This window comes from Pseudomonas sp. NFR16, from assembly GCF_900108875.1.
Classification (GTDB): Bacteria; Pseudomonadota; Gammaproteobacteria; order Pseudomonadales; family Pseudomonadaceae; genus Aquipseudomonas.
The window spans coordinates 169,022-192,705 of record NZ_FNYJ01000003.1; the positions used below are offsets into that span (position 1 = coordinate 169,022).

Here is a 23,684-nt window from a genome sequence, read left to right on the forward strand (position 1 = left end):
GCGCGGCGCGCCTGCCCGATAGGAGATATTCAATGAGATTGCCGATTTACCTCGATTATTCCGCGACGACCCCGGTCGACCCGCGTGTTGCGCAGAAGATGAGCGATTGCCTGCTGGTTGACGGCAATTTCGGTAACCCGGCTTCGCGCTCCCACGTATTTGGCTGGAAGGCTGAAGAGTCGGTCGAGAATGCACGTCGTCAGGTCGCTGATCTGGTCAACGCCGATCCGCGTGAAATCGTCTGGACTTCCGGTGCTACTGAATCGGACAACCTCGCCATCAAGGGCGCGGCGCATTTCTATTCCACCAAGGGCAAGCACCTGATCACCAGCAAGATCGAGCACAAGGCTGTCCTGGACACCATGCGCCAGCTTGAGCGTGAAGGTTTCGAGGTCACTTACCTCGACCCGACCGAAGACGGTCTGATCACCCCGGCCATGATCGAAGCGGTTCTGCGTGACGACACCATTCTGGTATCGATCATGCACGTGAACAACGAAATCGGCACCGTCAACGACATCGCTGCGATTGGCGAGCTGACCCGTTCGCGCGGCGTGCTGTTCCATGTCGATGCGGCTCAGTCCACCGGCAAGGTCGAAATCGACCTGTCGAAACTGAAAGTCGACATGATGTCCTTCTCCGCCCACAAGACCTATGGTCCGAAAGGGATTGGCGCGCTGTACGTCAGCCGCAAGCCGCGCGTGCGCATCGAAGCCACCATGCACGGCGGTGGTCACGAGCGCGGCATGCGTTCCGGCACCCTGGCGACTCACCAGATTGTCGGCATGGGTGAAGCCTTCCGTATCGCCAAGGAAGACATGGCGAGCGAGAACGTGCGCATCAAGGCGCTGAGCGATCGTTTCTACAAGCAGGTCGAGCACCTTGAAGAGCTCTACGTCAACGGCAGCCTGACGGCTCGCGTGCCGCACAACCTGAACCTCAGTTTCAACTACGTCGAAGGCGAGTCGCTGATCATGGCGCTCAAGGACCTGGCGGTTTCGTCCGGTTCGGCGTGCACCTCGGCCTCTCTCGAGCCTTCCTACGTGCTGCGCGCCCTGGGTCGTAACGATGAGCTGGCACACAGCTCGATCCGTTTCACCTTTGGCCGTTTCACCACCGAAGAAGAGATCGATTACGCCGCGCAGAAAGTCTGCGAGGCTGTCACCAAGCTGCGCGCTCTGTCGCCGCTGTGGGACATGTTCAAAGACGGTGTCGACATCTCCAAGATCGAGTGGGCGGCGCACTAATTCAAAGTCGCCACACAAGCGGCACTTCGTAGCGAGTGATGGGAAGGCAGGACGAAACGGGTAAAGGGCTGAATCAGGTTTCTGGTCAGGCATCGACATCCGTTTTCAACGCAGTATCACCCAGCGCAATAGTTTGAAGTGTCGCGAGAGCGACTCACCTGATGACGAAAGGAACGAATCATGGCTTACAGCGAAAAGGTCATTGACCACTACGAGAACCCGCGCAACGTCGGCAAGATGAACGCGGAAGATCCTGATGTCGGCACCGGCATGGTTGGCGCTCCGGCGTGCGGCGACGTCATGCGCCTGCAGATCAAGGTCAACGAGCAAGGCATCATCGAAGACGCCAAGTTCAAAACCTACGGTTGCGGCTCCGCGATCGCTTCCAGCTCCCTGGCCACTGAGTGGATGAAGGGCAAGACGCTGGATGAGGCAGAGACCATCAAGAACACTCAGCTGGCTGAAGAACTGGCCTTGCCGCCAGTGAAAATCCACTGCTCGGTACTCGCTGAAGACGCCATCAAGGCCGCCGTTCACGATTACAAGCAGAAGAAAGGCCTGCTGTAAGCAGGTCTTACTCAGCTGCGTTAAGTCACTTGCGTGATGTAAGGAGATCCGATGGCTATCAGCATGACCGAAGCTGCCGCTAACCACGTGCGTCGCTCCCTCGATGGGCGCGGTAAGGGTGACGGCATTCGTCTGGGCGTTCGTACCACCGGTTGCTCGGGCCTGGCCTACGTGCTCGAGTTCGTCGACCAGCCGGAAAGCGAAGATACGGTGTTCGAACAGCATGGCGTCAAGGTGATCATCGATCCCAAGAGCCTTGTCTACCTGGACGGCACCGAGCTTGATTTCGTCAAGGAAGGGTTGAATGAAGGCTTCAAGTTCAACAACCCCAACTCGCGCGGTGAATGTGGCTGCGGCGAAAGCTTCAACGTCTGAGGCTTATTGTGGGTACTCCTTGTCATTTCGCTCTTTTTGATCTGCAGCCGGGTTTTCGTCTGGATCTGGACGCGCTTGCCTCGCGGTATCGCGAACTTGCGCGCAGCGTGCACCCCGACCGCTTTGCCGACGCTTCCGAGTCTGAGCAGCGTGTTGCGCTGGAGCGCTCCGCAAGTCTGAACGATGCCTACCAGACCTTGAAAAGCGCGCCGAAACGGGCGCGATATCTGCTGGCCCTCAAGGGCGAGGTGCCGCTGGAAGTCACCGTGCACGATCCCGATTTTCTGATGCAGCAGATGCAATGGCGCGAAGAACTCGAGGATCTGCAGGATGACGCGGACCTGGAGGGTGTGGCCGTTTTCAAGCGCCGGCTCAAGGCTGCACAGGAAGAACTGAACGAAAGCTTCGCAGCCTGTTGGGACGATGCTGCACAGCGTGAGCAGGCTGAAAGGCTGATGCGCCGCATGCAGTTCCTCGACAAGCTCTCCTACGAAGTGCGCCAGCTGGAAGAGCGCCTCGACGATTAACCCCGCGCCGCCTTCTGGGCGGCGCGCCAGTGATATCAGAAAAGCAATGGCTCTACTGCAGATCGCCGAACCCGGCCAAAGTCCAAAACCTCATCAGCGCCGTCTGGCCGTCGGGATAGATCTCGGCACCACCAATTCGCTCGTCGCTGCGCTGCGCAGCGGCATCAGCGAGCCGCTTCCTGACCAGAACGGAGAGGTCATTCTGCCCTCGGCCGTCCGCTATCACGCCGACCGCGTCGAAGTCGGTCAGCTGGCCAAGGATGCTGCCGCGAGCGATCCGCTCAACACCATCATCTCCGTCAAGCGCCTTATGGGCCGCGGCATCTCCGATGTGAAGCATCTGGGTGGGCAATTGCCTTATCGCTTCAGCGGCGGTGAGTCGCACATGCCGTTCATCGAGACTGTCCAGGGGCCGAAAAGCCCGGTCGAGGTCTCGGCCGACATCCTCAAAGTGTTGCGTCAGCGTGCCGAAGCAACGCTGGGCGGTGATCTGGTCGGCGCGGTCATCACCGTTCCAGCGTACTTCGACGATGCCCAGCGGCAGGCGACCAAAGATGCCGCCAAGCTGGCAGGGCTGACAGTCCTTCGCCTGCTCAACGAGCCGACGGCCGCGGCGGTCGCGTACGGTCTGGATCAGAATGCCGAAGGTGTCGTGGCGATTTACGACCTGGGCGGCGGCACGTTCGATATCTCGATCCTGCGCCTGACCGGCGGCGTTTTCGAAGTTATGGCGACCGGCGGCGACAGCGCGCTGGGTGGCGACGACTTCGACCATGCCATCGCCAGTTGGATCATTGCTGAAGCCGGTTTGTCCGACGATCTTGATCCTTCCGCTCAGCGCAGCCTGATGCAGACTGCGTGTGCGGCCAAGGAAGCCTTGACTGACACCGATGCGGTCGACGTCGTTCATGGCTCGTGGTCCGGCGTGCTGACCCGCGCCGCTTTCGACGCGCTGATCGAGCCGATGATCGCGCGCAGCCTGAAGGCCTGTCGTCGTGCGGTTCGCGACTGTGGCATCGAGCTGGAAGAGATCGAGGCGGTCGTCATGGTCGGCGGCTCCACCCGCGTGCCGCGCGTGCGTGAGGCGGTGGCCGAACTGTTCGGGCGCCAGCCATTGACCGAGATCGATCCGGATCAGGTGGTTGCCATCGGTGCCGCGATTCAGGCCGATACGCTGGCCGGCAACAAGCGTGACGGCGGTGAGCTGCTCCTGCTCGACGTGATTCCATTGTCCCTGGGGCTTGAAACCATGGGCGGCCTGATGGAGAAGGTGATTCCGCGCAACACCACGATTCCGGTGGCGCGCGCTCAGGAATTCACCACTTACAAAGACGGCCAGTCGGCGATGATGATTCACGTGCTGCAAGGCGAGCGTGAGTTGATCAGCGATTGCCGCTCGCTTGCACGATTCGACCTGCGCGGCATCCCTGCGATGGTTGCTGGCGCGGCGAAAATTCGCGTCACCTTCCAGGTCGACGCCGATGGTCTGCTCAGCGTTTCGGCGCGCGAGCTGGCGTCTGGCGTCGAGTCGAGCATTCAGGTCAAGCCATCCTATGGCCTGACCGACGGCGAAATCACGCGCATGCTCAAGGACTCCTTCCAGTATGCCGGTGACGACAAGGTGGCCCGCGTTCTGCGTGAGCAACAGGTCGACGCCCAGCGTCTGATCGAGGCCGTGGAAGGTGCGCTGCAAGCCGATGGCGAGCGTTTGCTCGATGCCGAAGAGCGCATGGTCATTGCGCTGCAGATGGACGAACTGCGTGAATTGATGAAGGGCACCGATGGCGCGGCTATCGAGCAGCAGACCAAGCGTCTGTCGCAGGTAACCGATGCATTCGCCGCCCGCCGCCTGGACTCGACGGTGAAAGCCGCGTTGTCGGGGCGCAACCTGAATGAGATTGAGGAATAACTGATGCCGCAGGTCATTTTTCTGCCCCACAAGGAATTCTGTCCGGACGGGCTGGTGGTCGAGGCCGAGCCGGGCATATCGATCCTTGAACTGGCCCACGAGCACCACATCGAGATGGAAAGCGCGTGTGGCGGCGTGTGCGCCTGCACCACCTGTCATTGCGTCATCCGCGAGGGTTTCAATTCGCTGGAGGAGGCCGATGAGCTGGAGGAAGACTATCTTGATCGTGCCTGGGGTCTGGAAGCGACATCTCGTCTCGCCTGTCAGGCGAAGGTGGGCACCGAAGACCTGACCGTGGAGATTCCGAAATATTCGCTTAACCATGCAGCCGAAGCGCCGCACTGACTGAGGGATTGTCATGAGCTACGGTTGGAATGACGTACAACGCATCGCTGAAGAATTGCACGAGGCTTATCCTGATACTGATCCTTATTCGGTCAGCTTCGTCAAACTGCCGCGGATGATCCGGCAGCTGCCGGATTTCGATGAGACGTCCGGTCGAGTCGGCGAGAAGGTACTGGAAGCGGTCCAGACCCTCTGGGCCGATGAAATAGACTGATCATCTTTGCACGTTAGGCAATACACCAGAACCCGCGTATAATTCGCGGGTTTAATTTTTCGCAACAATCACTGTTTCTGGAGTTACACCATGGCTGTTCAACGTACTTTCTCGATCATCAAGCCTGACGCCGTTGCTAAAAACGTTGTGGGCAAGATCACCACCCGTTTCGAAGACGCCGGTCTGCGTGTCGTTGCTTCGAAAATGAAGCAACTGTCCAAGGCCGAAGCAGAAGGTTTCTACGCTGAGCACAGCGCCCGTGGTTTCTTCGGTGACCTGGTTGCCTTCATGACTTCCGGTCCTGTCGTTGTTCAGGTTCTGGAAGGCGAAAACGCTATCGCTCGCAACCGTGAACTGATGGGCGCTACCAACCCTAAAGAAGCTGCTGCCGGCACCATCCGCGCTGACTTCGCCGAGTCCATCGACGCCAACGCCGTCCACGGTTCGGACTCCGAAGCCGCTGCCGCTCGCGAAATCGCTTACTTCTTCGCTGCTACCGAGGTAACCACTCGCTAAGCTGCTGCTGCGAGTGAGGGTGAATCCATGACTGAGACGACTGGCAAAATCAACCTGTTGGGCCTGACCCAACCGGAAATGGAAAAATTCTTCGAGTCAATCGGGGAGAAACGCTTCCGCGCCGGTCAGGTCATGAAGTGGATTCACCATTTTGGCGTCGATAATTTCGAAGCCATGACGAACGTCGGCAAGGCGCTGCGCGAAAAGCTCGAGCGTCGAGCCGAAATTCGTGGTCCCGAAGTCGTCAGCGAGGACATCTCAAGCGACGGCACCCGTAAGTGGGTGGTGCGCGTGGCGTCCGGCAGCTGCGTCGAGACCGTTTACATTCCGCAGGGCAAACGCGGCACCTTGTGTGTGTCGTCCCAGGCGGGCTGCGCGCTGGACTGCAGTTTTTGCTCCACCGGCAAGCAAGGCTTCAACAGCAACCTCACCGCCGCCGAAGTCATCGGCCAGGTGTGGATTGCCAACAAATCCTTCGGCAGTGTCCCGGCCACCATCGACCGTGCCATCACCAACGTGGTGATGATGGGGATGGGCGAGCCATTGCTGAACTTCGACAATGTCGTGTCCGCCATGCATCTGATGATGGATGACCTGGGCTACGGCATTTCCAAGCGCCGGGTGACCTTGTCCACCTCTGGCGTGGTGCCAATGATCGATGAGCTTGCCAAGCACATCGACGTCTCGCTGGCCCTTTCGCTGCACGCGCCGAATGACGCGCTGCGCAACCAGCTGGTGCCGATCAACAAGAAATATCCGCTCAAGATGTTGCTCGAGTCGTGCCGCAACTACATGTCGGCACTCGGCGAAAAGCGCGTATTGACCATCGAATACACCTTGCTCAAGGACGTCAACGACAAGCCTGAGCACGCTGTTGAAATGATCGAGCTGCTCAAGGACACCCCTTGCAAGATCAACCTGATCCCGTTCAACCCGTTCCCGCATTCGGGTTACGAGCGTCCCAGCAATAACGCGATTCGCCGGTTCCAGGATCTGCTTCATCACGCCGGATATAACGTCACTGTACGCACCACGCGTGGCGAGGACATCGACGCCGCTTGCGGCCAGCTGGTCGGTCAGGTGATGGATCGCACCCGCCGCAGCGAGCGCTACATCGCCGTGCGCGAACTCAGCGCCGAGGCCGAAGGGGCTCAGGTCGCCACGGCCCGCAACTGACTGCGAATTTGACTGAGAGGATCTCTATGTCCCTGCGCGCTGCGCTGCTGCTGTGTCTTGCCACATTGCTGGTCGGCTGTGTTTCTACCGGCAACGTCGATCCGCTGAGCACCGGCAAGGGGCGTGAAGAGGCTCGTCAGGCATATGTGCAGTTGGGGCTGGGTTACCTGCAGCAAGGACAGATGGAGCGGGCGAAGGCACCTTTGAAGAAGGCGCTGGAACTCGACAGCTCCGACGCCGACGCCAACGCTGCCCTCGGTCTGGTGTTCCAGGCTGAAATGGAACCGGAACTGGCCAATCAGTACTACACCAAGGCGTTGTCCGCCCGTCCCAAGGATGCGCGGATCCTCAACAACTACGGCGGTTTTCTCTACGAGCAGAAGCGTTACAAGGAAGCTTATGAGCGCTTCGAGCAGGCTGCCGATGATAACCTCTACGCCGAGCGGGCTCGGGTATTCGAGAACCTTGGCATGACCTCCCTGATGCTGGGGGATCGTGAAACGGCTCGCGAGCATTTCGACAAGGCCTTGCGACTCGATCGTCAGCAACCGCGCGCTTTGCTGGAAATGGCTGAGTTGTCTTACGAAGACAGGCATTATGTGCCGGCGCGTGACTACTACGACCGTTTCAGCCAGTTGAGCGAGCAGAATGCCCGTAGTCTGTTGCTTGGCACGCGGCTGGCGAAGATCTATGACGATCGCAACAAGGCAGCCAGCTATGGTCTGCTACTAAAAAGACTCTATCCCGGTACGCCGGAATATCAGCAATACCTGTCGGAGCAATGATGAAAGCGGCGCATCCCGAAGTTGTAGCAGCCACTCGCTCGAACCCTGGTGAAACACTGCGTCAGGTTCGCGAGAGCAAAAACTGGTCGCTGCCAGATGTGGCTTTGAGGCTGAACCTCACCGTGACTTCCCTGAGCTATCTGGAAGCAGGCGATTTTGACAAGCTCCCCGGCCACACGTTTGCCAGGGGCTACATCCGCGCGTACGCCAAATTGATGGGGCTGGACCAGGCCGCGCTGGTCAACGAGTTCGACCAGTACACCGGCACCGACGGGAAGGGCAGCAACGTTCATGCGCTTGGTCGCATCGAAGAGCCAGTGCGCCTGTCGCACAACATCCTGCGAATCGTCAGTCTCCTGTTGCTTATCGCCCTGATCGGCGGTGGTTTCGTGTGGTGGCAGGATCAGGCCACCCTGCGCGGCAAGGAACCGACCAATCTGGGCATGGAGCACGTCGAAGTCGAAAGCGCCGACGGTACCACCCAGATTCATCCGCTCGACGAACCTGAAGATCAGGCTGTCGCGCAGGGCCAGGCCGAGCCTGAGCCGCTGCCCCTGAATAACGGTGACACCTCTTCCTCCGCGCCGACCACTTCGACTGCGCCTGCACCGGTGACAACGGCGCCGGCAACCGGTACTGCGCCGCCCCATGGCACGCCCGCAACGCCGGCTGCGCCCGCGCACACCACACCGACACCTGGCACGCCTGCCGTAGCGGCCACGCCGTCTGCGGCTCAGGCACCTGCTGCCGCCGCTGCGGAAGCGGCCCCGGTCCCTGCCGGTTTCGGTCAGGTTCAGATCCGGTTCAGCGCCGATTGCTGGTTCCAGGTCACCGATGGCAACGGCAAGGTGCTGACCAGCGGCCTCAAGCGCTCCGGCGACAGCGTGGACGTCAGCGGCAAGCCGCCTCTGGCCGTGCGCCTGGGCGTGGCGCGCGCTGCACAGGTCAGCTACAACGGGCAGCCGGTCGACGTCACACCTTTCACTTCGGGCCAGACGGCTCGCATGAAGCTAGGGCAATAAGTCATGCACGGCGAATCTCCGATCAAACGTCGCGAATCTCGTAAAATCTGGGTCGGCTCCGTGCCGGTCGGCGGTGACGCGCCGATCGCTGTACAGAGCATGACCAACAGCGACACCAATGATGTTGCCGCCACCGTTGCGCAGATCAATCGTCTGGAAGCGGCCGGGGTGGACATTGTCCGCGTATCCGTTCCGGACATGGATGCCGCCGAGGCATTCGGGCGCATCAAGCAGTTGGTCAAGGTGCCACTGGTGGCCGATATTCATTTCGACTACAAGATTGCATTGCGCGTGGCGGAACTGGGCGTCGACTGCCTGCGCATCAACCCGGGCAATATCGGCCGTGAAGACCGCGTGCGTGCCGTGGTCGACGCAGCGCGCGACCGCGGCATCCCGATCCGTATCGGTGTCAACGCCGGTTCGCTGGAAAAAGACCTGCAGAAGAAATACGGCGAGCCGACGCCAGCAGCGCTGGTCGAGTCGGCACTGCGCCACGTCGAGCACCTTGATCGCCTGGATTTCCAGGACTTCAAGGTCAGCGTCAAGGCTTCCGATGTGTTCATGGCAGTGGAGGCTTACCGCCTGCTGGCCAGGCAAATCGTCCAGCCATTGCACCTTGGCATCACCGAAGCGGGTGGTTTGCGTTCAGGCACAGTGAAATCGGCCGTCGGCCTAGGTATGCTGCTGGCCGAAGGAATCGGCGATACCATCCGTATCTCGCTGGCCGCCGATCCCGTTGAAGAGGTCAAAGTCGGTTACGACATCCTCAAGTCGCTGCACCTGCGTTCCCGAGGCATCAACTTCATCGCCTGCCCGAGTTGCTCGCGGCAGAATTTCGATGTGGTCAAGACCATGAACGAGCTGGAAGGGCGCCTTGAAGATCTGCTGGTCCCGCTGGATGTCGCGGTGATCGGTTGCGTGGTGAACGGTCCGGGCGAAGCCAAGGAGGCCCATATCGGTCTCACCGGTGGTACGCCAAACCTGATCTACATCGACGGCAAACCATCGCAAAAGCTGACCAATGACAATCTTGTGGACGAGCTGGAGCGCTTGATCCGTGAGAAAGCGGCCGAAAAGGCCCAGGCCGATGCAGCGCTGATCGTTCGCGGCTAACCCAGTTTCCAAGGAATTTTTGTGAGTAAGTCTCTGCAAGCCATTCGTGGCATGAACGACATCCTGCCGGACCAGACGCCGCTGTGGCGCTACTTCGAAGGTACCGTATCGCGTTTGCTGGATAACTACGGCTATCGTCAGATCCGCATGCCGATCGTTGAGTTCACCGACCTGTTCAAACGCTCGATCGGCGAAGTCACCGACATCGTCGAAAAGGAGATGTATACCTTTGCCGACCGCAACGGCGACTCGCTGACCCTACGCCCTGAAGGCACGGCTGCGTGCGTACGTGCGGTGCTGGAGCATGGCATCACCGGCGGTGGCCAGGTCCAGAAACTCTGGTACATCGGTCCGATGTTCCGTCATGAGCGTCCACAAAAGGGCCGCTATCGTCAGTTCCATCAGATTGGCGTCGAAGTCTTCAACCTCGACGGTCCGGACATCGATGCCGAGCTCATCGTGCTGACATGGCGTCTCTGGGGCCTGTTGGGCATCCGTAATGCGGTCAAGCTGGAGCTCAACAGTCTGGGCACCAGCGAAGCACGCGCTCGTTATCGTGAAGCACTGGTTGCCTATCTTTCCGCCCGTATCGGTCAACTGGATGAAGACAGCCAGCGCCGGTTGAAGACCAACCCGTTGCGTGTGCTCGACACCAAGCACCCTGAAACCCAGGCTGTCCTGGTCGACGCGCCGAAACTGGCGGACTACCTGGACGAAGAGTCCCGGGTTCACTTCGAAGGCCTGAAAGCGCGTCTGGACGCCGCGGGCATTCCGTATGTGATCAACCCGAAGCTGGTTCGTGGCCTGGATTACTACAGCAAGACCGTTTTCGAATGGGTGACCGATCAGTTGGGCGCTCAGGGTACCGTTTGTGCGGGCGGTCGTTACGACGGACTGGTCGAGCAGATGGGCGGCAAGCCAACCGCCGGCGTCGGTTTTGCGATGGGTATCGAGCGGCTGGTTCTGCTGCTGGAAACGCTGGAACAGGTACCGGAAGAAATCTCCCGTACGCTCGACGTCTACGTCTGTGCGTTCGGCGAAGCCGCCGAGCTTGCAGCATTGGCGTTGTCCGAGCGTCTGCGTGATCAGGCGCCGACTCTGCGTCTGCAGGTCAATGCCGGCGCGGGCAGTTTCAAGAGCCAGTTCAAAAAGGCCGACAAGAGCGGTGCGCTGTACGCATTGATCCTCGGTGACGAGGAACTGGCTCGCAAGGAGGTGGGCGTCAAGCCTCTGCGCGGTCAGGGTGAACAACAAAATATTGCCTGGGATGCTCTGTCCGAGCACCTGGCCGCCTGCATCGTGCAGGGTTGAAGCTGATAAACAGCCGAATTAGAGAGGAGTATTGGGGTGTCGAGTACCGATGATGAACAGCTGGCGGCGGTAAAGGACTGGTGGCAGCGTAACGGCAAGCCCCTGGTCACCGGCGGTCTGCTCGCGGTTATCGTGGTGTTGGGCTGGCAGGCCTGGCATCGCTATCAGAACAACCAGGCACAAGGTGCTTCGGCCCTGTATCAGCAATTGCTGGAAACCGCGTTGACGCCAAGCGGCCAGGCTGACGCAGGCCGCGTGGCCGAAATCGCCGGCAAGCTGAAGAGCGATTTCGCTGGCACGGCGTACGCCCAGTACGGCAGCCTGTTCGTGGCGAAAGTCGCTGTGGACACCGGCAAGCTGGATGACGCAGCCAACGAACTGAAGTCGGTCACCGACAAGCCAGCCAACGCGACGCTGGGCGAGATCGCCCGCCAGCGTCTGGCGCGTGTGCTCGCGGCACAGAACAAGGCTGAAGACGCACTGAAGCTGCTCGACGGCCAGCCTGACAAGGCCTTCCTTGCCAGCCGCGAAGAGCTGCGCGGCGACCTGCTGGTTCAGTTGGGTCGTACCGACGACGCTTATGCTGCCTACAAAAAGGCCAAAGCTGCGCTTTCCGAAGAAGCGGCAGTGGGTGGCCTGCAAATGAAGCTCGACGATCTGGCGAAAGGGGATGCGTGACGTGATTCGTTGGAAACATGCAGCATTGCTGGCTCTGGCCGTTCTGGCCGCGGGTTGCAGCAGCAACAGCAAGAAGGAATTGCCTCCAGCCGAGCTGGTCGATTTCAAGGAAGAAGTGTCCCTGCAGAAGTTGTGGAGTCGTTCGGTCGGTGACGGTCAGGGCGAGATCTACAACATGCTGGTTCCAGCGATCGACGGCGAGAACATCTACGCCGCCGATGCCAACGGTCTGGTCATGGCGATCAACCGCAGCAACGGCGACGTGGTCTGGAAGAAAGAGCTCGAGCGTCCGGTCTCCGGTGCGGTCGGCGTAGGCTACGGCATGGTCATGCTCGGCACGCTGCGTGGCGAAGTCATTGTCCTTGACGAAGCCACCGGCGAGCAGAAGTGGAAAGCCAAGGCGACCAGCGAAGTGCTGTCGGCTCCGGCCACCAACGGTAATGTCGTGGTCGCGCAGACCCAGGACGACCGCGTGATCGGTTACGACGCCGCCACCGGCGATCAGCGCTGGATCTACGAAAGCAGTCCTGCGGTTCTGACCCTGCGCGGCACGGGCGCTCCGATCGTCACCAATCAGTTGGCCATCGCCGGTCTGTCGACGGGTAAGGTCGTGGCACTGGACGTCAACAACGGTGTGCCTGCGTGGGAGCAACGCGTTGCCATCCCCCAAGGTCGCTCCGAGCTGGATCGCGTCGTTGACATCGACGGCGGCCTGCTGCTTTCGGGCAATACCCTGTATGTCGCCACCTATCAGGGCCGAGTTGCCGGGCTCGAACTGCAAAGCGGCCGCGTGCTGTGGCAGCGTGACGCTTCGAGCTATTCGGGCGTGGCCCAGGGCTTCGGCAGCGTTTATGTCTCTCTGGCCAGCGGTACGGTCGAGGGCATCGATGAGCGTTCTTCCACCGGTCTGTGGAGCAACGACTCACTGGCACGTCGCCAACTGGGCGCGCCGGAAGTGTTTTCCAGCTACGTAGCGGTCGGCGACATGGAAGGTTATCTGCACCTGCTCAGTCAGGTCGACGGTCACTTCGTCGCGCGCGAACGCATCGACAGCGATGGCTTGCGTGCCCGCCCGCTGGTTTCGGGCAACACCATTTACGTCTTCGGTAACAGCGGCAAGCTCGAAGCCCTGACGATCAAGTAGTGGCTGTCTATGCTTGAGGGGCCGTGTCGCGGCTTCCCTCGAGCGGCCCCGGTTTCATGGGGCCTGCGGCGCCTGAGGTGTCGCTCCGAACTCCGGCCGCTGCCTTGCAGCGGCTTTTGTATTTTCTGAAATAACGAAGTGGAGAGCCGCATGGTTCCCGTAATCGCCCTGGTGGGTCGACCGAACGTCGGCAAGTCCACCTTGTTCAATCGCCTGACCAGGACTCGCGACGCCATCGTCGGCGACTTGTCCGGTCTGACCCGTGATCGCCAGTACGGTGAGGCCAAGTGGCAAGGGCGTACCTACATCCTGATCGACACCGGCGGTATTTCCGGTGACGAACACGGCATGGACGAAAAAATGGCCGAGCAATCCCTGCTGGCCATCGAAGAAGCCGATGTCGTGTTGTTCCTCGTTGACGCCAAGGCAGGCTTCACGGCCGCCGACCAGATGATTGGCGAGCACCTGCGCAAGCGCAACAAGACTTCCTACGTGATCGCTAACAAGGTCGACAACATCGACCCTGACATGGCCCGCGCCGAATTCGCGCCGCTGGGCATGGGCGATGCAATCCCGATCGCGGGTGCACACGGTCGCGGCATCACTCAGATGCTGGAAATCGCGCTGCGCGAATTTCCCAAGGACGCGGACGAAGCTGAAGACGGCGAGGACGAAGATGTCGCTGAGGGTGAAGAAGCCAAGCGTATTCCCGGTCCGAGCGAGAAAGACGGTATCAAGATCGCCATCATCGGGCGTCCCAACGTCGGCAAGTCGACGCTGGTCAACCGCATGCTGGGCGAAGACCGGGTCATCGTCTATGACCAGCCAGGCACGACGCGCGACAGTATCTACATCCCGTTTGAGCGAAACGATGAAAAGTACACGCTGATCGACACCGCAGGTGTGCGCAAGCGCGGCAAGATCCACGAGGAAGTCGAAAAGTTCTCGGTGGTGAAGACCCTCCAGGCGATCAAAGACGCCAACGTGGTGATTTTCGTGATGGACGCCCGAGAAGGGGTCGTCGACCACGACTTGAACCTGCTGGGCTTCGCGCTGGAAGCGGGCCGCGCGCTGGTGATCGCGTTGAACAAGTGGGACGGCATGGAGCCGAGCGAACGTGACTACGTGAAGACCGAACTGCAGCGCAGGCTGTTCTTCGTCGACTTTGCCGACATTCACTTCATTTCGGCACTGCACGGCACCGGCGTGGGCAACCTGTATCAATCGGTGCAGGCATCGTTCAAGTCCGCCGTTACCCGCTGGCCGACGAGCCGTCTGACCCAGATCCTCGAAGACGCCGTCAGCGAACACCAGCCGCCGATGGTCAACAGTCGCCGGATCAAGCTGCGTTATGCGCACCTGGGTGGCGCTAACCCGCCGCTGATCGTGATCCACGGCAACCAGGTCGAGAAGGTGCCGAAGTCTTACGTGCGCTACCTGGAAAACACCTACCGTCGTGTGCTCAAGCTGGTCGGTACGCCGATCCGCATCGAGTTCAAGGGTGGCGAAAACCCGTACGAAGGCAACAAGAACACGCTGACTGATCGTCAGGTCAACAAGAAGCGCCGTTTGATGTCGCACCACAAGAAAGCCGAGAAGAAGCGCAAGGACAAGCGCTGATCCGGTAACGGACTTTCTCGGAAAAAGGCGCCAATGGCGCCTTTTTTTGTACGCGACATCTGGGCTATCCTGCGGGTCCCCGTGCCGTCAAGGAGCCGGGTGTGGAGCAGGAAAACCCCATGATCACCAGCAAATTGCCGAACGTTGGCACCACCATTTTCACCGTGATGTCCCAGCTTGCAGCCGAAACCGGGGCGATCAATCTGTCTCAGGGTTTTCCCGATTTCGATGGGCCCGACGCGCTGCGTGAAGCCCTCTGCCGTCACACCATGGACGGCCACAATCAATACGCACCGATGACCGGACTGCCCGCGCTGCGCGAGCAGGTCGCGGCCAAGATCGCGCGCGTTTACGGGCGCAGCGTGAATGCCGACAGCGAGGTCACCATCACGCCGGGCGCGACCCATGCCATTTTCTGCGCGATCCAGACCGTGGTTCGGGCGGGTGACGAGGTCATCGTTTTCGATCCGTGCTACGACAGCTACGAACCTTCCGTGGAGCTCGCCGGAGGTCGCTGCGTGCATGTGCAGCTCAAGGACGGCGACTTCTCCATCGACTGGGAGCAACTGACCGCAGCGCTGAGTCCGCGCACCCGCATGATCATCATCAACACCCCGCACAACCCGAGCGGTGCGTTGATCACACGCGCCGAGCTGGATCAGTTGGCAGCGTTGATTCGTGATCGCGACATCTACCTTGTCAGCGACGAGGTCTATGAACACCTGGTGTTCGACGGCGTGAAGCATGCCAGCGTGCTGGCGCATGAAGAGCTTTACCAGCGCGCCTTCGTGGTCAGCTCGTTCGGCAAGACCTACCACGTAACGGGCTGGAAAACCGGCTACCTGGTGGCGCCACCCGCGCTGACTGCTGAAATGCGCAAGATTCACCAGTTCGTTGGCTTCTGCGGCGTAACACCGCTGCAATGGGCGCTGGCCGATTACATGGCGGCCTGCCCTGAGCATGTCGAGGAGTTGCCGGCGTTCTATCAAGCCAAGCGGGACTTTTTCTGCGACCGACTCGAGTCCTCGCGTTTCAGCTTCACCCGCGCGGCCGGCACTTACTTTCAACTGGTCGATTACTCGAATATTCGCCCGGACCTGAACGATGTCGACATGTCGCTGTGGATGACCCGCGAGCATGGCGTGGCGAGCATTCCTGTTTCCGTGTTTTACCAGAACCCGCCTGAAGGTCAGCGCATCATTCGGCTGTGCTTCCCCAAGCGTGAGGAGACGCTGCGTCTGGCAGCGGAAAAACTATGCGCGATCTGAGCAACCTGCCCAATCTGAACATCGCCCTGGTGCAAACCACGCTGGCGTGGCACGACTGCCAGGCCAATCACGCCCACTTCGAGGAGTTGCTGGAGCAGGCGCATGGCGCCGACCTGGTGATTATTCCGGAGATGTTCACGACGGGTTTCTCAATGGAGTCTGAGCGACTGGCCGAGCCGGAAAACGGTGAGACCAGCGCCTGGTTGCTCAACCAGGCCCGGCGATTGAACGCAGTGGTGACAGGCAGCGTGATCATTCGTGCCGCCGACGGCAGCCATCGCAATCGCCTGCTGTGGGCGAGGCCGGACGGCGAGTTGTTGCACTACGATAAACGCCATCTGTTTCGCATGGCTGGCGAGCACGAGCATTACAGTCCCGGCGAGCGACAAGTGCAGTTCGAGCTCAAGGGCTGGCGAATTCGTCCGCTGATCTGCTATGACCTGCGCTTTCCGGTCTGGAGCCGGGATGCTCAGGATACCGATCTGCTGCTGTACACCGCCAACTGGCCGGGGGCCCGTCGTCAGCACTGGAACCGCTTGTTGCCAGCACGGGCCATCGAGAACCTGTGCTATGTCGCCGCCGTGAACAGGATCGGTATCGACGGAAAGGGCCTGGCGTATACCGGAGACAGTCAAGTGCTGGACTTTCAGGGGGAAAGCCTGCTGAACATCGGTGAAGCCGATGGCGTGTTTCAGGTCAGTCTGTCTGCTGAAAGCCTGTCGGCGTACCGCGGGAAATTCCCGGCATATCTCGACGCTGATACATTCGAGATACACTAAGTTCATAGAGTTTACGGGGGTTGCGGTCGATAGCGGTGGTACCAAAACAGGAGATCGGTATGACCACCATCAACGCTTCCTCACTCAGCGCTTACTCCAGCACCTTCACCGTTGCGGTCAAGAAAGACACCGCGGCAGCGACGGCTGACAGCAGCGACGACACTTCGACCACCGCAGCCGCAGCCTCGACGTCGGCATCTAGCGGCACGGGCGGCGCACCGGCTGCGGGCGGCGCCAGCGGCAGTTCGGATTCCTCCAGCGAGAGCGAGCAGGCGATCGAGAAGCTCGAGCAGCAGATCAAGGAAACCGAAAAGCGTCTGCAGGAGCAGGAACAGCAGTTGGCAGCGGCTCAGGCGAGCAAGGGGTCTGACGAGGAGAAGTCACAGCGCGTCATGGCGATTCAAGGCCACACCACCGCCTGATACCTCGCACCGAAATGCGCTCCATGGCCCGGCCGTGGGGCGTTCGCGTGCGCGGCGATCAATGAACTTCAGTTCTGTGCAAGCCCGCCGATACAGAGTGCACTAAACAGGAGTTCATCATGACTACCATCAATACCAGTTCGTTGAGTCCTTACGCGAGTGCCTTTACCGCTGGCTTCAAAAACGATGAGTCGACCAAGACGGACGCGACCACTGCCACCGTGAATCTGCGCGACAACGTCTATCAGTCCCCTAAGGCGCCGGGCGCTGGCAAAGCGGAAGGCGGCGGCACGCCACGCGACCAGATGATCAAGCAGCTGCAAGAGCAGATCAAACAGGCGCAGAAGATGCTGCAGCAACAGCAGCAGCAACTGGCGGCTGTGCACGCCAGCAAGGCGAGCGATCAGGAGAAAGCTCAGCAGGCCATGGCCATCGAGCAGCAGATGGCGAACACCAACGCGCAGATCACCTCGCTCCAGGGTTCACTCCTCGAATTGATGAAAGGCAGCGTCGACACCACCGCCTGATCGTTCCAATACGAATGCAAAGGCCCTGAAGTGTTCGCTTCAGGGCCTTTGTTTTTTCGGGTGTCGCTAACGCGTGGTGAGGCGAGGGATCAAGCCGCCTCGGCCGCCGCTTCGGACTGCAACAGCGCACGGTTCAAGGCGCTGAACAGGGCCTTGAAGCTGGCTGTTGTGATGTTTTCGTCAATGCCGACGCCATGGACGGCGCGCTCGCCGTTGACGCGCAACTCGATGTACGCCGCTGCCTTGGCAGTGGTGCCTGCACCGATGGCGTGCTCGTTGTAGTCCATGATCTCGGCTTTGACCGGCAGGCCGGCAACCAGCGCTTCCAGCGCGCCATTGCCGGTGCCTTTCCAGCGCAGATTGTTTTCGCCATCGCCCTTGCCGGTCACTTCCACTTCGACGGCGCTATGGCCGTTCTCCTCCTGAAGACGATGGCTGACCAGCGCGTAAGGCTTGTTGGCCTGCAGGTATTCACGCTTGAACAGCGAGTAGATCTGCTGCGCGGTCATTTCCAGGCCCAGGCGGTCGGTCTCGCCCTGAACCACCTGGCTGAACTCGATCTGCATGCGGCGGGGCAGGGAGATGCCGTATTCCTGTTCCAGCAGATAGGTGATGCCGCCTTTACCGGACTGGCTGTTCACCCGGATCACCGCTTCGTAGCTGCGGCCAATGTCGGCGGGGTCGATCGGCAGGTAAGGGACTTCCCACAGGGCGTCGTCTTTCTGCTGCGCGAAACCCTTGCGGATGGCGTCCTGGTGCGAACCGGAGAAGGCGGTGTGAACCAGATCGCCGACGTAAGGATGGCGTGGGTGAACCGGAATCTGGTTGCACTCTTCGACGACCTTGCGCACGCCGTCGATGTCGGAAAAGTCCAACTGCGGATTCAGGCCTTGGGTGTACATGTTCAGCGCAACCGTCACCAGATCCACGTTGCCGGTGCGTTCGCCGTTGCCGAACAGGCAGCCTTCAACGCGGTCCGCGCCTGCCATCAGGCCCAACTCAGTGGCTGCAACGCCGGTGCCACGGTCGTTGTGAGTGTGCAGGCTGATGATCACGCTGTCGCGACGGGAGATGTTGCGGCAGAACCACTCGATCTGGTCGGCGTAAATGTTCGGCGTGGCGACTTCGACGGTGGCAGGCAGGTTGAGGATCACCTTGTTCTGCGGAGTGGCGTTCCACACTTCGATCACCGCGTCACAGACTTCCTTGGCGAAATCCAGTTCGGTGGCGCTGAAGGTTTCCGGGGAATACTCGAACTGCCATTGGGTTTCAGGCTGCTGCGCGGCGTATTTGACGAACAGCTTGGCGGCATTGACGGCGATTGCCTTGATGCCTTCCTTGTCCTGATTGAACACGATGCGACGGAACGACGGCGACGTGGCGTTATACAGGTGAACGATGGCTTTCTTGGCCCCGCGCAGGGATTCGAACGTGCGTGCGATCAGGTCTTCGCGGCCTTGGGTCAGCACTTGAATCGTCGTATCGTCAGGGATATGACCGTCTTCGATCAGCGTGCGCACGAAGTCGAAATCGGTTTGCGACGCCGCCGGGAAGGACGCTTCGATTTCTTTGACGCCTACCTGGACGAGGGTCTTCCAGAACCGCAGCTTTTTGACCGAATCCATTGGCTCGATCAGCGATTGATTGCCGTCACGCAGGTCGGAACTGCACCAGATCGGCACCTCGGTGATGGTCTTGGAAGGCCAGGTGCGATCGGGCAGGTCGATGACAGGAAACGCGCGGTACTTCGTCGAGGGATCTTTGAGCATGGTCATGTGAATAATCCTTTTTGTACTGAGGGCCGAGAGAAGGCGGCCAGCCGATTGATGCGAGAGACAGGTCGAGGTACCGCCATTCAGCCAGGCAGTCGTGCGCTGACGAGACTGAGGCAGCGATGTTGACGCAGCAGAATGAGGGTGTGAGAGGTATTCATGAAGCCAACCGTAACCAATTGGGGTGAAAGGTGGCAAGAGGTCGGAAAAAATTGAGAGAAGCTACCGATAAATACTCAGGATCGAGATTTTATTGCGATATTTACAGTGTCTGCGTGATCAAATTGCCGAAACATTTCTGTCTCAAAGGCAGGCGCATTCAACAGTAGGGCTGGCTTCTGCCGGGGAGGGGCGAAGCGCGTTCTTACGCAGGAGCGGCTTTAGCGGGAAAGAGGCCAGATTTCACAGCGCTGGATGCGCGATGCAACGTTTGACGTTCTCGGCCAAAGCCGGTCCTGCAGTCGTACACGGTGTGAACCCACTCAAGCGTCACGGCTGAAACGCATTGATAAAAATCGCTGGATCGACCCGGGCATCGTTCAGGCTGACGTTCCAGTGCATATGAGGACCTGTGGCCCTGCCTGTCGAGCCCACGCGCCCGACCACGCCGCCGCGAGGAACCGAATCGCCGACCTTCACGTCGATCTTCGACATGTGGCAGAACATGCTGATGAATCCCTGGCCGTGATCGACGAACACCGTGTTGCCATTGAAGAAGTAGTTGCCGATCAGTATCACCTTACCCGCTGCCGGAGCTTTGATAGGCGTGCCGGCAGGCACGGCGAAGTCCAGACCCGCATGGGGGTTGCGCTCTTCGCCATTGAAAAAGCGGCGTACACCGAATTTGCTGGAAAGCGGCCCGTCGACCGGTTTATCCAGCAGCAGGTTGCTCGGCGTGCCGGGGCTGAAGGAGCGATAAGCGCGCACTTGCACATCCAGCTCTTGCTCGATGCGCTTGAGGTCATCCGGGTCTGGATTGACCTGGCGCTGGTTTTTCAGGGTGATGCGCTGCTCGGGATATTTCTTGCTGCCGACCGTGAATGACAGGTTTCGGCCGCCACTGTTCACTTGTTGCGACGTGCCAGGTTTGATCGTCAACGGGATGCCGACTATCGCCAGCCAGCGGGCGTCCTGATCCCTGACGACCAATACCGGCTTGCCTTGCCACGTGGCTTTCGGTGCCTGCGCGGCCGGCCCCAGATCCACCACGGCGACGCCGCCGGGCACGGGTTTGTTCAGCAGTCGCGAAATATAGCTGTCGGCGTGGGCCGGCAGCGCCAGGCACAGGGCCAGCGCCGTGCTGGCGAGAGAACGAAGAATAAAAGGCAGCATCGATCAGTCCAGAAGAGAAAGGGTGACAGGCGTCAAGTGGTTGTCTTCGACGCGGACCTGCAGCTCGCCCTCCGCCAGCTTTGCGGTCAGGCGCTGGCCGGTGTGGGTCTGTTGCGCCTGGCGAATTGCCTTGCCGCGTTCGTCCAGCAAAATGCTGTAGCCACGGCCCAGGGTCGCGAGCGGGCTCACCACGTTCAGCGTCTGCACCTGACTCTGCAATTGCAGGCGGCGGGTCTTGAGGTTTTCCCGGATCGCGCGCGGCAAGCGCTCGGCAAGCACGTCCAGGCGTTGGCGCAGAAATGCCAGCGTGCGTCCCGGATGCTGCGCCGCCAGACGGCTTTCGAGATGGCTGATGCGCACTTGTCGCTTGTGCATCTGCTGCTCGAAGGCGCGACGCATGCGCATGTCCAGATCATCCAGGCGTTGGGCCCGTTGACGCAGACGCTCACCCGGATGGCGTAGACGCCGTGAAATGCCGTCCAGCCGCAGCCGCTCGCGCATCAGGCGGTCCTGCATGCGACTGATGAGCCGGCGCTGCAGGCTGTCGACGCGGCGATGCAGGTCACTGGAGTCCGGCGCCAACAGCTCGGCCGCCGCCGACGGGGTCGGCGCGCGAACGTCGGCGACGAAGTCACTGATCGACACGTCGGTTTCGTGGCCGACCGCGCTGACGATGGGCGTGACACACGCGTCGATGGCGCGGGCGACCGCTTCTTCGTTGAAGCACCAGAGGTCTTCCAGCGAGCCGCCGCCGCGCGCCAGGATAAGCGCGTCGAAGCCTCGGCTGTCCGCCAGCTTCAGCGCCCGCACGATCTGACCGATCGCTTCGCGGCCCTGAACCGCAGTGGGGATCAGCGTCAGTTCGACGCGCGGCGCACGACGTCGGAACACGCTGATGATGTCGCGTATGACGGCGCCAGTGGGCGAGCTGATGATGCCGATCCGTTGCGGGTGCAAGGGCAGGGCGACCTTGCGCTCGGCGCTGAACAGCCCCTCGGCACTGAGTTTTTCCTTGAGCGCGTCGAAGGCCAGACGCAGCGCGCCATCGCCCGCAGGCTCCACCGTATCGAGTATCAGCTGATAATCGCCGCGGCCTTCGAACAGCGAAACCTTGCCCCGCACCTTCACCGCCAGACCGTCTTTCAGCGCCTGCCGCACGCGCGCGGCATTGCTGCGAAACAGCGCGCAACGCACCTGGGCGCCGGTGTCCTTGAGCGTGAAATAGACGTGGCCGGATGCCGGGCGAGACAGGTTGGAGATTTCGCCCTCGACCCAGATGCTGGAGAACACATCTTCCAGCAGCACGCGCGCACGGCCGTTGAGCTGGCTGACAGTAAGGACTTCCCGGTCAAGGCCGAGTCTTGCGAAGGGGTCTTTGATCATGACGGGCATGATAAAGGCATTAGTTGGCGATGTCGTGCATCAGCGGCCGGCGCGGACCCTGTAGGAGCAGTCGGAGGTTGCGGCGGCGGCGAACGCGGTAGGACAGGCACCCCCTGATGCTCGACACAATCGCGAGCACGCTCGCTCCTGCAGTATGCTGTGCCAACTCTGCCCGGCTACGGAAATACAATGTTCACCACCCTCACCGAGTTGTCGGGTGCCTTCATCGAGTTGGGTTTGAGCCCGACCGACTGGCTCTTCATAGAAGGCGGCGTCGTCGCCGCCTATCTGGTGTTCGCCATCGCCGGGTTCGGCACGGCGTTGGTCGCGGGGCCGGTACTGATCCATTTCATGCCGCTCTCGCGCATCATACCGCTGCTGGTCATGCTGGATTTCCTGGCCGCGTTCAGCCATTTCCTGCCGTCGCGACAATCCGTGGTGCGCTCGGAATTGCTGCGCATGGTGCCGTGCATGGCAGTGGGCTGCACCTTGGGCGTGCTGTTCCTGCTCAACCTCAAATCCGATGTTCTGCTTTTATTGATGGGGCTGTTTCTGGTGAGTTATTCGCTGTACAGCCTGGCGGTGAAGGTGCGCCCCACTCAACTGTCGGCGGGCTGGTCGATTCCGATGGGCACCGTCGGTGGATTGTTCGGCGCCCTGTTCGGCAGCGGCGGATTTCTCTATGCGATTTACCTGAACGGCCGGCTGACCGACAAGAACCAGGCCCGCGCAACCCAGAACGCGCTGATCAGTTGCAGCACCGTCGTGCGCCTGAGTCTGTTCGTTATCACGGGCGTCTACGCGCAACTGTCCCTGTTACTCCTCGCCGTTTGCCTGCTGCCGGCGATGATCGTCGGGTCCTGGATCGGGCGTCGGCTGGTCATGCGCCTGTCGCGTGAGATGTTCGTGCGACTGGTGACCTGGCTGGTGCTGATCAGCGGTATCACGCTCATCGGCCGATACCTCGCTGGTTGAGCGCCACACTTGACGTCGCCGGCAGCGGGATTAAGCTGCCGCCCCCGATCAAACGTCAGACAGGTCTGTCATGAACACGCAGAGCATCATCGTCCCGCAGATTTCCAGCTTTCCCGGGCATGAAGCGAAAGCGCGAGCCATTTTGCGCTGGCTGGTGAAGCGCGAAGTGGTGGAGGAGGCGCTGACGACCTGCGGCCGCAGCTTCAACCGGATGGCCTACGCCATTGCGCCCGGCGCCCGCCGAATCGTCGAAAATCCTGACGCGTTGCCGTATGGCAAGCCGGTCAATGGCCTGGAGATTGTCCTCAAGCGCTGCATTTATACGCCGCAGCAGGGCTTCAAGGAGGAGGCCGGTTGCCCCGAGTGCCGACGCGAGATCGGTGAAGCATTATTCGACAGCCTGGAAGAATGGATGCCCGGCCATACAGACAATTTCATATGCCCCGAATGCCGCCACGAAGACGACATCAATGGCTTCCTGTTCCTCGACCCGTGCGGGTTTTCCAACCTGGGGTTCATCTTTAATGATTGGCTGGAGGCAGGGTTCAAGGCCAGCTTTCTGGAAGAGTTCGCCGAACGTCTGGATCGCCCGGTGTCCTTCGTCAAAGTCCGCCTATAAATGCAGGTCGCGTCGATAGAGCGTGTCGATCAACCTGATAATCAAATAGGCTGATCTT

25 protein-coding genes are annotated in these 23,684 nt (G+C 60.4%); 22 read left to right on the forward strand and 3 right to left on the reverse strand.

The features are described from left to right. Window positions 1-32 precede the first annotated feature (32 nt). The 20 genes from BMZ10_RS13775 (at window position 33) to BMZ10_RS13870 (ending at window position 17,545) form a co-directional block, all read left to right on the forward strand. Complete coding sequence (locus BMZ10_RS13775) at window positions 33-1,247, forward strand: IscS subfamily cysteine desulfurase (protein ID WP_093463000.1); 1,215 nt, start codon at window positions 33-35, stop codon at window positions 1,245-1,247. A 180-nt stretch (window positions 1,248-1,427) separates the two neighbouring features. Beyond that, a complete protein-coding gene (iscU, locus tag BMZ10_RS13780) occupies window positions 1,428-1,814 on the forward strand; it encodes a Fe-S cluster assembly scaffold IscU (RefSeq protein ID WP_093463004.1) in 387 nt (128 codons plus the stop codon). A gap of 51 nt (window positions 1,815-1,865) precedes the next feature. Then, window positions 1,866-2,189: an iron-sulfur cluster assembly protein IscA gene (gene iscA, locus BMZ10_RS13785; RefSeq protein WP_093463007.1), complete on the forward strand. Its 324-nt coding sequence runs from the start codon at window positions 1,866-1,868 to the stop codon at window positions 2,187-2,189. Between the two features lie 8 nt (window positions 2,190-2,197). Next, the gene (hscB, locus tag BMZ10_RS13790) at window positions 2,198-2,716 is read left to right on the forward strand and encodes a co-chaperone HscB (RefSeq protein WP_093463010.1); all 519 of its coding nucleotides are present in this window, start codon (window positions 2,198-2,200) and stop codon (window positions 2,714-2,716) included. A 46-nt stretch (window positions 2,717-2,762) separates the two neighbouring features. Beyond that, on the forward strand, window positions 2,763-4,625 hold the full coding sequence (gene hscA / locus BMZ10_RS13795; protein WP_093463013.1) for a Fe-S protein assembly chaperone HscA: 1,863 nt from the start codon (window positions 2,763-2,765) through the stop codon (window positions 4,623-4,625). Window positions 4,626-4,628: 3 nt separating this feature from the next. Further along, on the forward strand, window positions 4,629-4,970 hold the full coding sequence (fdx, locus tag BMZ10_RS13800) for an ISC system 2Fe-2S type ferredoxin (RefSeq protein ID WP_093463015.1): 342 nt from the start codon (window positions 4,629-4,631) through the stop codon (window positions 4,968-4,970). 13 nt (window positions 4,971-4,983) lie between these two features. Next, window positions 4,984-5,184 carry a Fe-S cluster assembly protein IscX gene (gene iscX, locus BMZ10_RS13805; protein ID WP_093463018.1) on the forward strand — a complete coding sequence of 67 codons (201 nt, stop codon included), beginning with the start codon at window positions 4,984-4,986 and terminating at the stop codon, window positions 5,182-5,184. Between the two features lie 90 nt (window positions 5,185-5,274). Beyond that, the gene (ndk, locus tag BMZ10_RS13810; protein WP_093463021.1) at window positions 5,275-5,700 is read left to right on the forward strand and encodes a nucleoside-diphosphate kinase; all 426 of its coding nucleotides are present in this window, start codon (window positions 5,275-5,277) and stop codon (window positions 5,698-5,700) included. 27 nt (window positions 5,701-5,727) lie between these two features. After that, window positions 5,728-6,876: a dual-specificity RNA methyltransferase RlmN gene (gene rlmN / locus BMZ10_RS13815; RefSeq protein WP_093463024.1), complete on the forward strand. Its 1,149-nt coding sequence runs from the start codon at window positions 5,728-5,730 to the stop codon at window positions 6,874-6,876. A gap of 26 nt (window positions 6,877-6,902) precedes the next feature. Continuing rightward, entirely contained in the window at window positions 6,903-7,661 is a 759-nt protein-coding gene (gene pilW / locus BMZ10_RS13820; protein WP_093463027.1) for a type IV pilus biogenesis/stability protein PilW, read from the forward strand. Beyond that, a complete protein-coding gene (locus BMZ10_RS13825) occupies window positions 7,661-8,683 on the forward strand; it encodes a RodZ domain-containing protein (protein ID WP_093463032.1) in 1,023 nt (340 codons plus the stop codon). Before pilW ends, BMZ10_RS13825 begins: the two co-directional genes overlap by 1 nt. A gap of 3 nt (window positions 8,684-8,686) precedes the next feature. Further along, window positions 8,687-9,796, forward strand: coding sequence for a flavodoxin-dependent (E)-4-hydroxy-3-methylbut-2-enyl-diphosphate synthase (ispG, locus tag BMZ10_RS13830; RefSeq protein WP_093463035.1), 1,110 nt, complete (start codon window positions 8,687-8,689; stop codon window positions 9,794-9,796). Window positions 9,797-9,817: 21 nt separating this feature from the next. Beyond that, window positions 9,818-11,107 carry a histidine--tRNA ligase gene (gene hisS / locus BMZ10_RS13835; protein ID WP_093463038.1) on the forward strand — a complete coding sequence of 430 codons (1,290 nt, stop codon included), beginning with the start codon at window positions 9,818-9,820 and terminating at the stop codon, window positions 11,105-11,107. Window positions 11,108-11,143: 36 nt separating this feature from the next. Next, window positions 11,144-11,785, forward strand: a complete 642-nt coding sequence (locus BMZ10_RS13840; protein ID WP_093463040.1) for a YfgM family protein — start codon at window positions 11,144-11,146, stop codon at window positions 11,783-11,785. Next, a complete protein-coding gene (gene bamB / locus BMZ10_RS13845; protein WP_093463043.1) occupies window positions 11,778-12,929 on the forward strand; it encodes an outer membrane protein assembly factor BamB in 1,152 nt (383 codons plus the stop codon). Before BMZ10_RS13840 ends, bamB begins: the two co-directional genes overlap by 8 nt. Before the next feature lie 150 nt (window positions 12,930-13,079). Then, window positions 13,080-14,549 (forward strand): ribosome biogenesis GTPase Der, encoded by a 1,470-nt coding sequence (gene der, locus BMZ10_RS13850; protein WP_093463045.1) that lies wholly within the window; start codon window positions 13,080-13,082, stop codon window positions 14,547-14,549. 119 nt (window positions 14,550-14,668) lie between these two features. Then, complete coding sequence (locus BMZ10_RS13855; protein WP_093463047.1) at window positions 14,669-15,817, forward strand: pyridoxal phosphate-dependent aminotransferase; 1,149 nt, start codon at window positions 14,669-14,671, stop codon at window positions 15,815-15,817. Further along, window positions 15,805-16,596 (forward strand): amidohydrolase, encoded by a 792-nt coding sequence (locus BMZ10_RS13860; RefSeq protein WP_093463049.1) that lies wholly within the window; start codon window positions 15,805-15,807, stop codon window positions 16,594-16,596. Before BMZ10_RS13855 ends, BMZ10_RS13860 begins: the two co-directional genes overlap by 13 nt. 59 nt (window positions 16,597-16,655) lie before the next feature. Then, on the forward strand, window positions 16,656-17,018 hold the full coding sequence (locus BMZ10_RS13865; RefSeq protein ID WP_093463051.1) for a hypothetical protein: 363 nt from the start codon (window positions 16,656-16,658) through the stop codon (window positions 17,016-17,018). 119 nt (window positions 17,019-17,137) lie between these two features. Then, on the forward strand, window positions 17,138-17,545 hold the full coding sequence (locus BMZ10_RS13870) for a hypothetical protein (RefSeq protein ID WP_093463054.1): 408 nt from the start codon (window positions 17,138-17,140) through the stop codon (window positions 17,543-17,545). Between the two features lie 89 nt (window positions 17,546-17,634). On the opposite strand, the gene leuA is transcribed toward BMZ10_RS13870, so the two are convergent. The 3 genes from leuA to xseA all read right to left on the reverse strand — a co-directional run bounded on the left by leuA (window position 17,635) and on the right by xseA (window position 22,032). Further along, on the reverse strand, window positions 17,635-19,320 hold the full coding sequence (gene leuA / locus BMZ10_RS13875) for a 2-isopropylmalate synthase (protein WP_093463057.1): 1,686 nt from the start codon (window positions 19,318-19,320) through the stop codon (window positions 17,635-17,637). A 486-nt stretch (window positions 19,321-19,806) separates the two neighbouring features. Next, complete coding sequence (locus BMZ10_RS13880; RefSeq protein ID WP_093463060.1) at window positions 19,807-20,649, reverse strand: peptidoglycan DD-metalloendopeptidase family protein; 843 nt, start codon at window positions 20,647-20,649, stop codon at window positions 19,807-19,809. 3 nt (window positions 20,650-20,652) lie between these two features. Then, window positions 20,653-22,032, reverse strand: coding sequence for an exodeoxyribonuclease VII large subunit (gene xseA, locus BMZ10_RS13885; protein WP_177182138.1), 1,380 nt, complete (start codon window positions 22,030-22,032; stop codon window positions 20,653-20,655). A 189-nt stretch (window positions 22,033-22,221) separates the two neighbouring features. On the opposite strand from xseA, the gene BMZ10_RS13890 reads away from it, so the two are divergent. Together BMZ10_RS13890 and BMZ10_RS13895 are read left to right on the forward strand one after the other, a co-directional pair. After that, complete coding sequence (locus BMZ10_RS13890; RefSeq protein WP_093463065.1) at window positions 22,222-23,007, forward strand: sulfite exporter TauE/SafE family protein; 786 nt, start codon at window positions 22,222-22,224, stop codon at window positions 23,005-23,007. 70 nt (window positions 23,008-23,077) lie between these two features. Continuing rightward, window positions 23,078-23,626: a sugar ABC transporter ATPase gene (locus BMZ10_RS13895; RefSeq protein WP_093463067.1), complete on the forward strand. Its 549-nt coding sequence runs from the start codon at window positions 23,078-23,080 to the stop codon at window positions 23,624-23,626. Window positions 23,627-23,684: the final 58 nt, after the last annotated feature.

Bases quoted from the DNA above. Each gene is read 5' to 3' on its own strand.
- BMZ10_RS13890 (WP_093463065.1), top strand. From the start codon at position 22,222: ATGTTCACCACCCTCACCGAGTTGTCGGGTGCCTTCATCGAGTTGGGT.
- iscX (WP_093463018.1), top strand. From the start codon at position 4,984: ATGAGCTACGGTTGGAATGACGTACAACGCATCGCTGAAGAATTGCAC.
- BMZ10_RS13860 (WP_093463049.1), top strand. From the start codon at position 15,805: ATGCGCGATCTGAGCAACCTGCCCAATCTGAACATCGCCCTGGTGCAA.
- bamB (WP_093463043.1), top strand. From the start codon at position 11,778: ATGCGTGACGTGATTCGTTGGAAACATGCAGCATTGCTGGCTCTGGCC.
- pilW (WP_093463027.1), top strand. From the start codon at position 6,903: ATGTCCCTGCGCGCTGCGCTGCTGCTGTGTCTTGCCACATTGCTGGTC.
- iscA (WP_093463007.1), top strand. From the start codon at position 1,866: ATGGCTATCAGCATGACCGAAGCTGCCGCTAACCACGTGCGTCGCTCC.
- fdx (WP_093463015.1), top strand. From the start codon at position 4,629: ATGCCGCAGGTCATTTTTCTGCCCCACAAGGAATTCTGTCCGGACGGG.
- der (WP_093463045.1), top strand. From the start codon at position 13,080: ATGGTTCCCGTAATCGCCCTGGTGGGTCGACCGAACGTCGGCAAGTCC.
- iscU (WP_093463004.1), top strand. From the start codon at position 1,428: ATGGCTTACAGCGAAAAGGTCATTGACCACTACGAGAACCCGCGCAAC.
- BMZ10_RS13865 (WP_093463051.1), top strand. From the start codon at position 16,656: ATGACCACCATCAACGCTTCCTCACTCAGCGCTTACTCCAGCACCTTC.
- xseA (WP_177182138.1), bottom strand. From the start codon at position 22,032: ATGATCAAAGACCCCTTCGCAAGACTCGGCCTTGACCGGGAAGTCCTT.
- BMZ10_RS13895 (WP_093463067.1), top strand. From the start codon at position 23,078: ATGAACACGCAGAGCATCATCGTCCCGCAGATTTCCAGCTTTCCCGGG.
- leuA (WP_093463057.1), bottom strand. From the start codon at position 19,320: ATGACCATGCTCAAAGATCCCTCGACGAAGTACCGCGCGTTTCCTGTC.
- hscA (WP_093463013.1), top strand. From the start codon at position 2,763: ATGGCTCTACTGCAGATCGCCGAACCCGGCCAAAGTCCAAAACCTCAT.
- ndk (WP_093463021.1), top strand. From the start codon at position 5,275: ATGGCTGTTCAACGTACTTTCTCGATCATCAAGCCTGACGCCGTTGCT.
- BMZ10_RS13825 (WP_093463032.1), top strand. From the start codon at position 7,661: ATGAAAGCGGCGCATCCCGAAGTTGTAGCAGCCACTCGCTCGAACCCT.
- ispG (WP_093463035.1), top strand. From the start codon at position 8,687: ATGCACGGCGAATCTCCGATCAAACGTCGCGAATCTCGTAAAATCTGG.
- BMZ10_RS13775 (WP_093463000.1), top strand. From the start codon at position 33: ATGAGATTGCCGATTTACCTCGATTATTCCGCGACGACCCCGGTCGAC.
- rlmN (WP_093463024.1), top strand. From the start codon at position 5,728: ATGACTGAGACGACTGGCAAAATCAACCTGTTGGGCCTGACCCAACCG.
- BMZ10_RS13880 (WP_093463060.1), bottom strand. From the start codon at position 20,649: ATGCTGCCTTTTATTCTTCGTTCTCTCGCCAGCACGGCGCTGGCCCTG.
- BMZ10_RS13855 (WP_093463047.1), top strand. From the start codon at position 14,669: ATGATCACCAGCAAATTGCCGAACGTTGGCACCACCATTTTCACCGTG.
- BMZ10_RS13870 (WP_093463054.1), top strand. From the start codon at position 17,138: ATGACTACCATCAATACCAGTTCGTTGAGTCCTTACGCGAGTGCCTTT.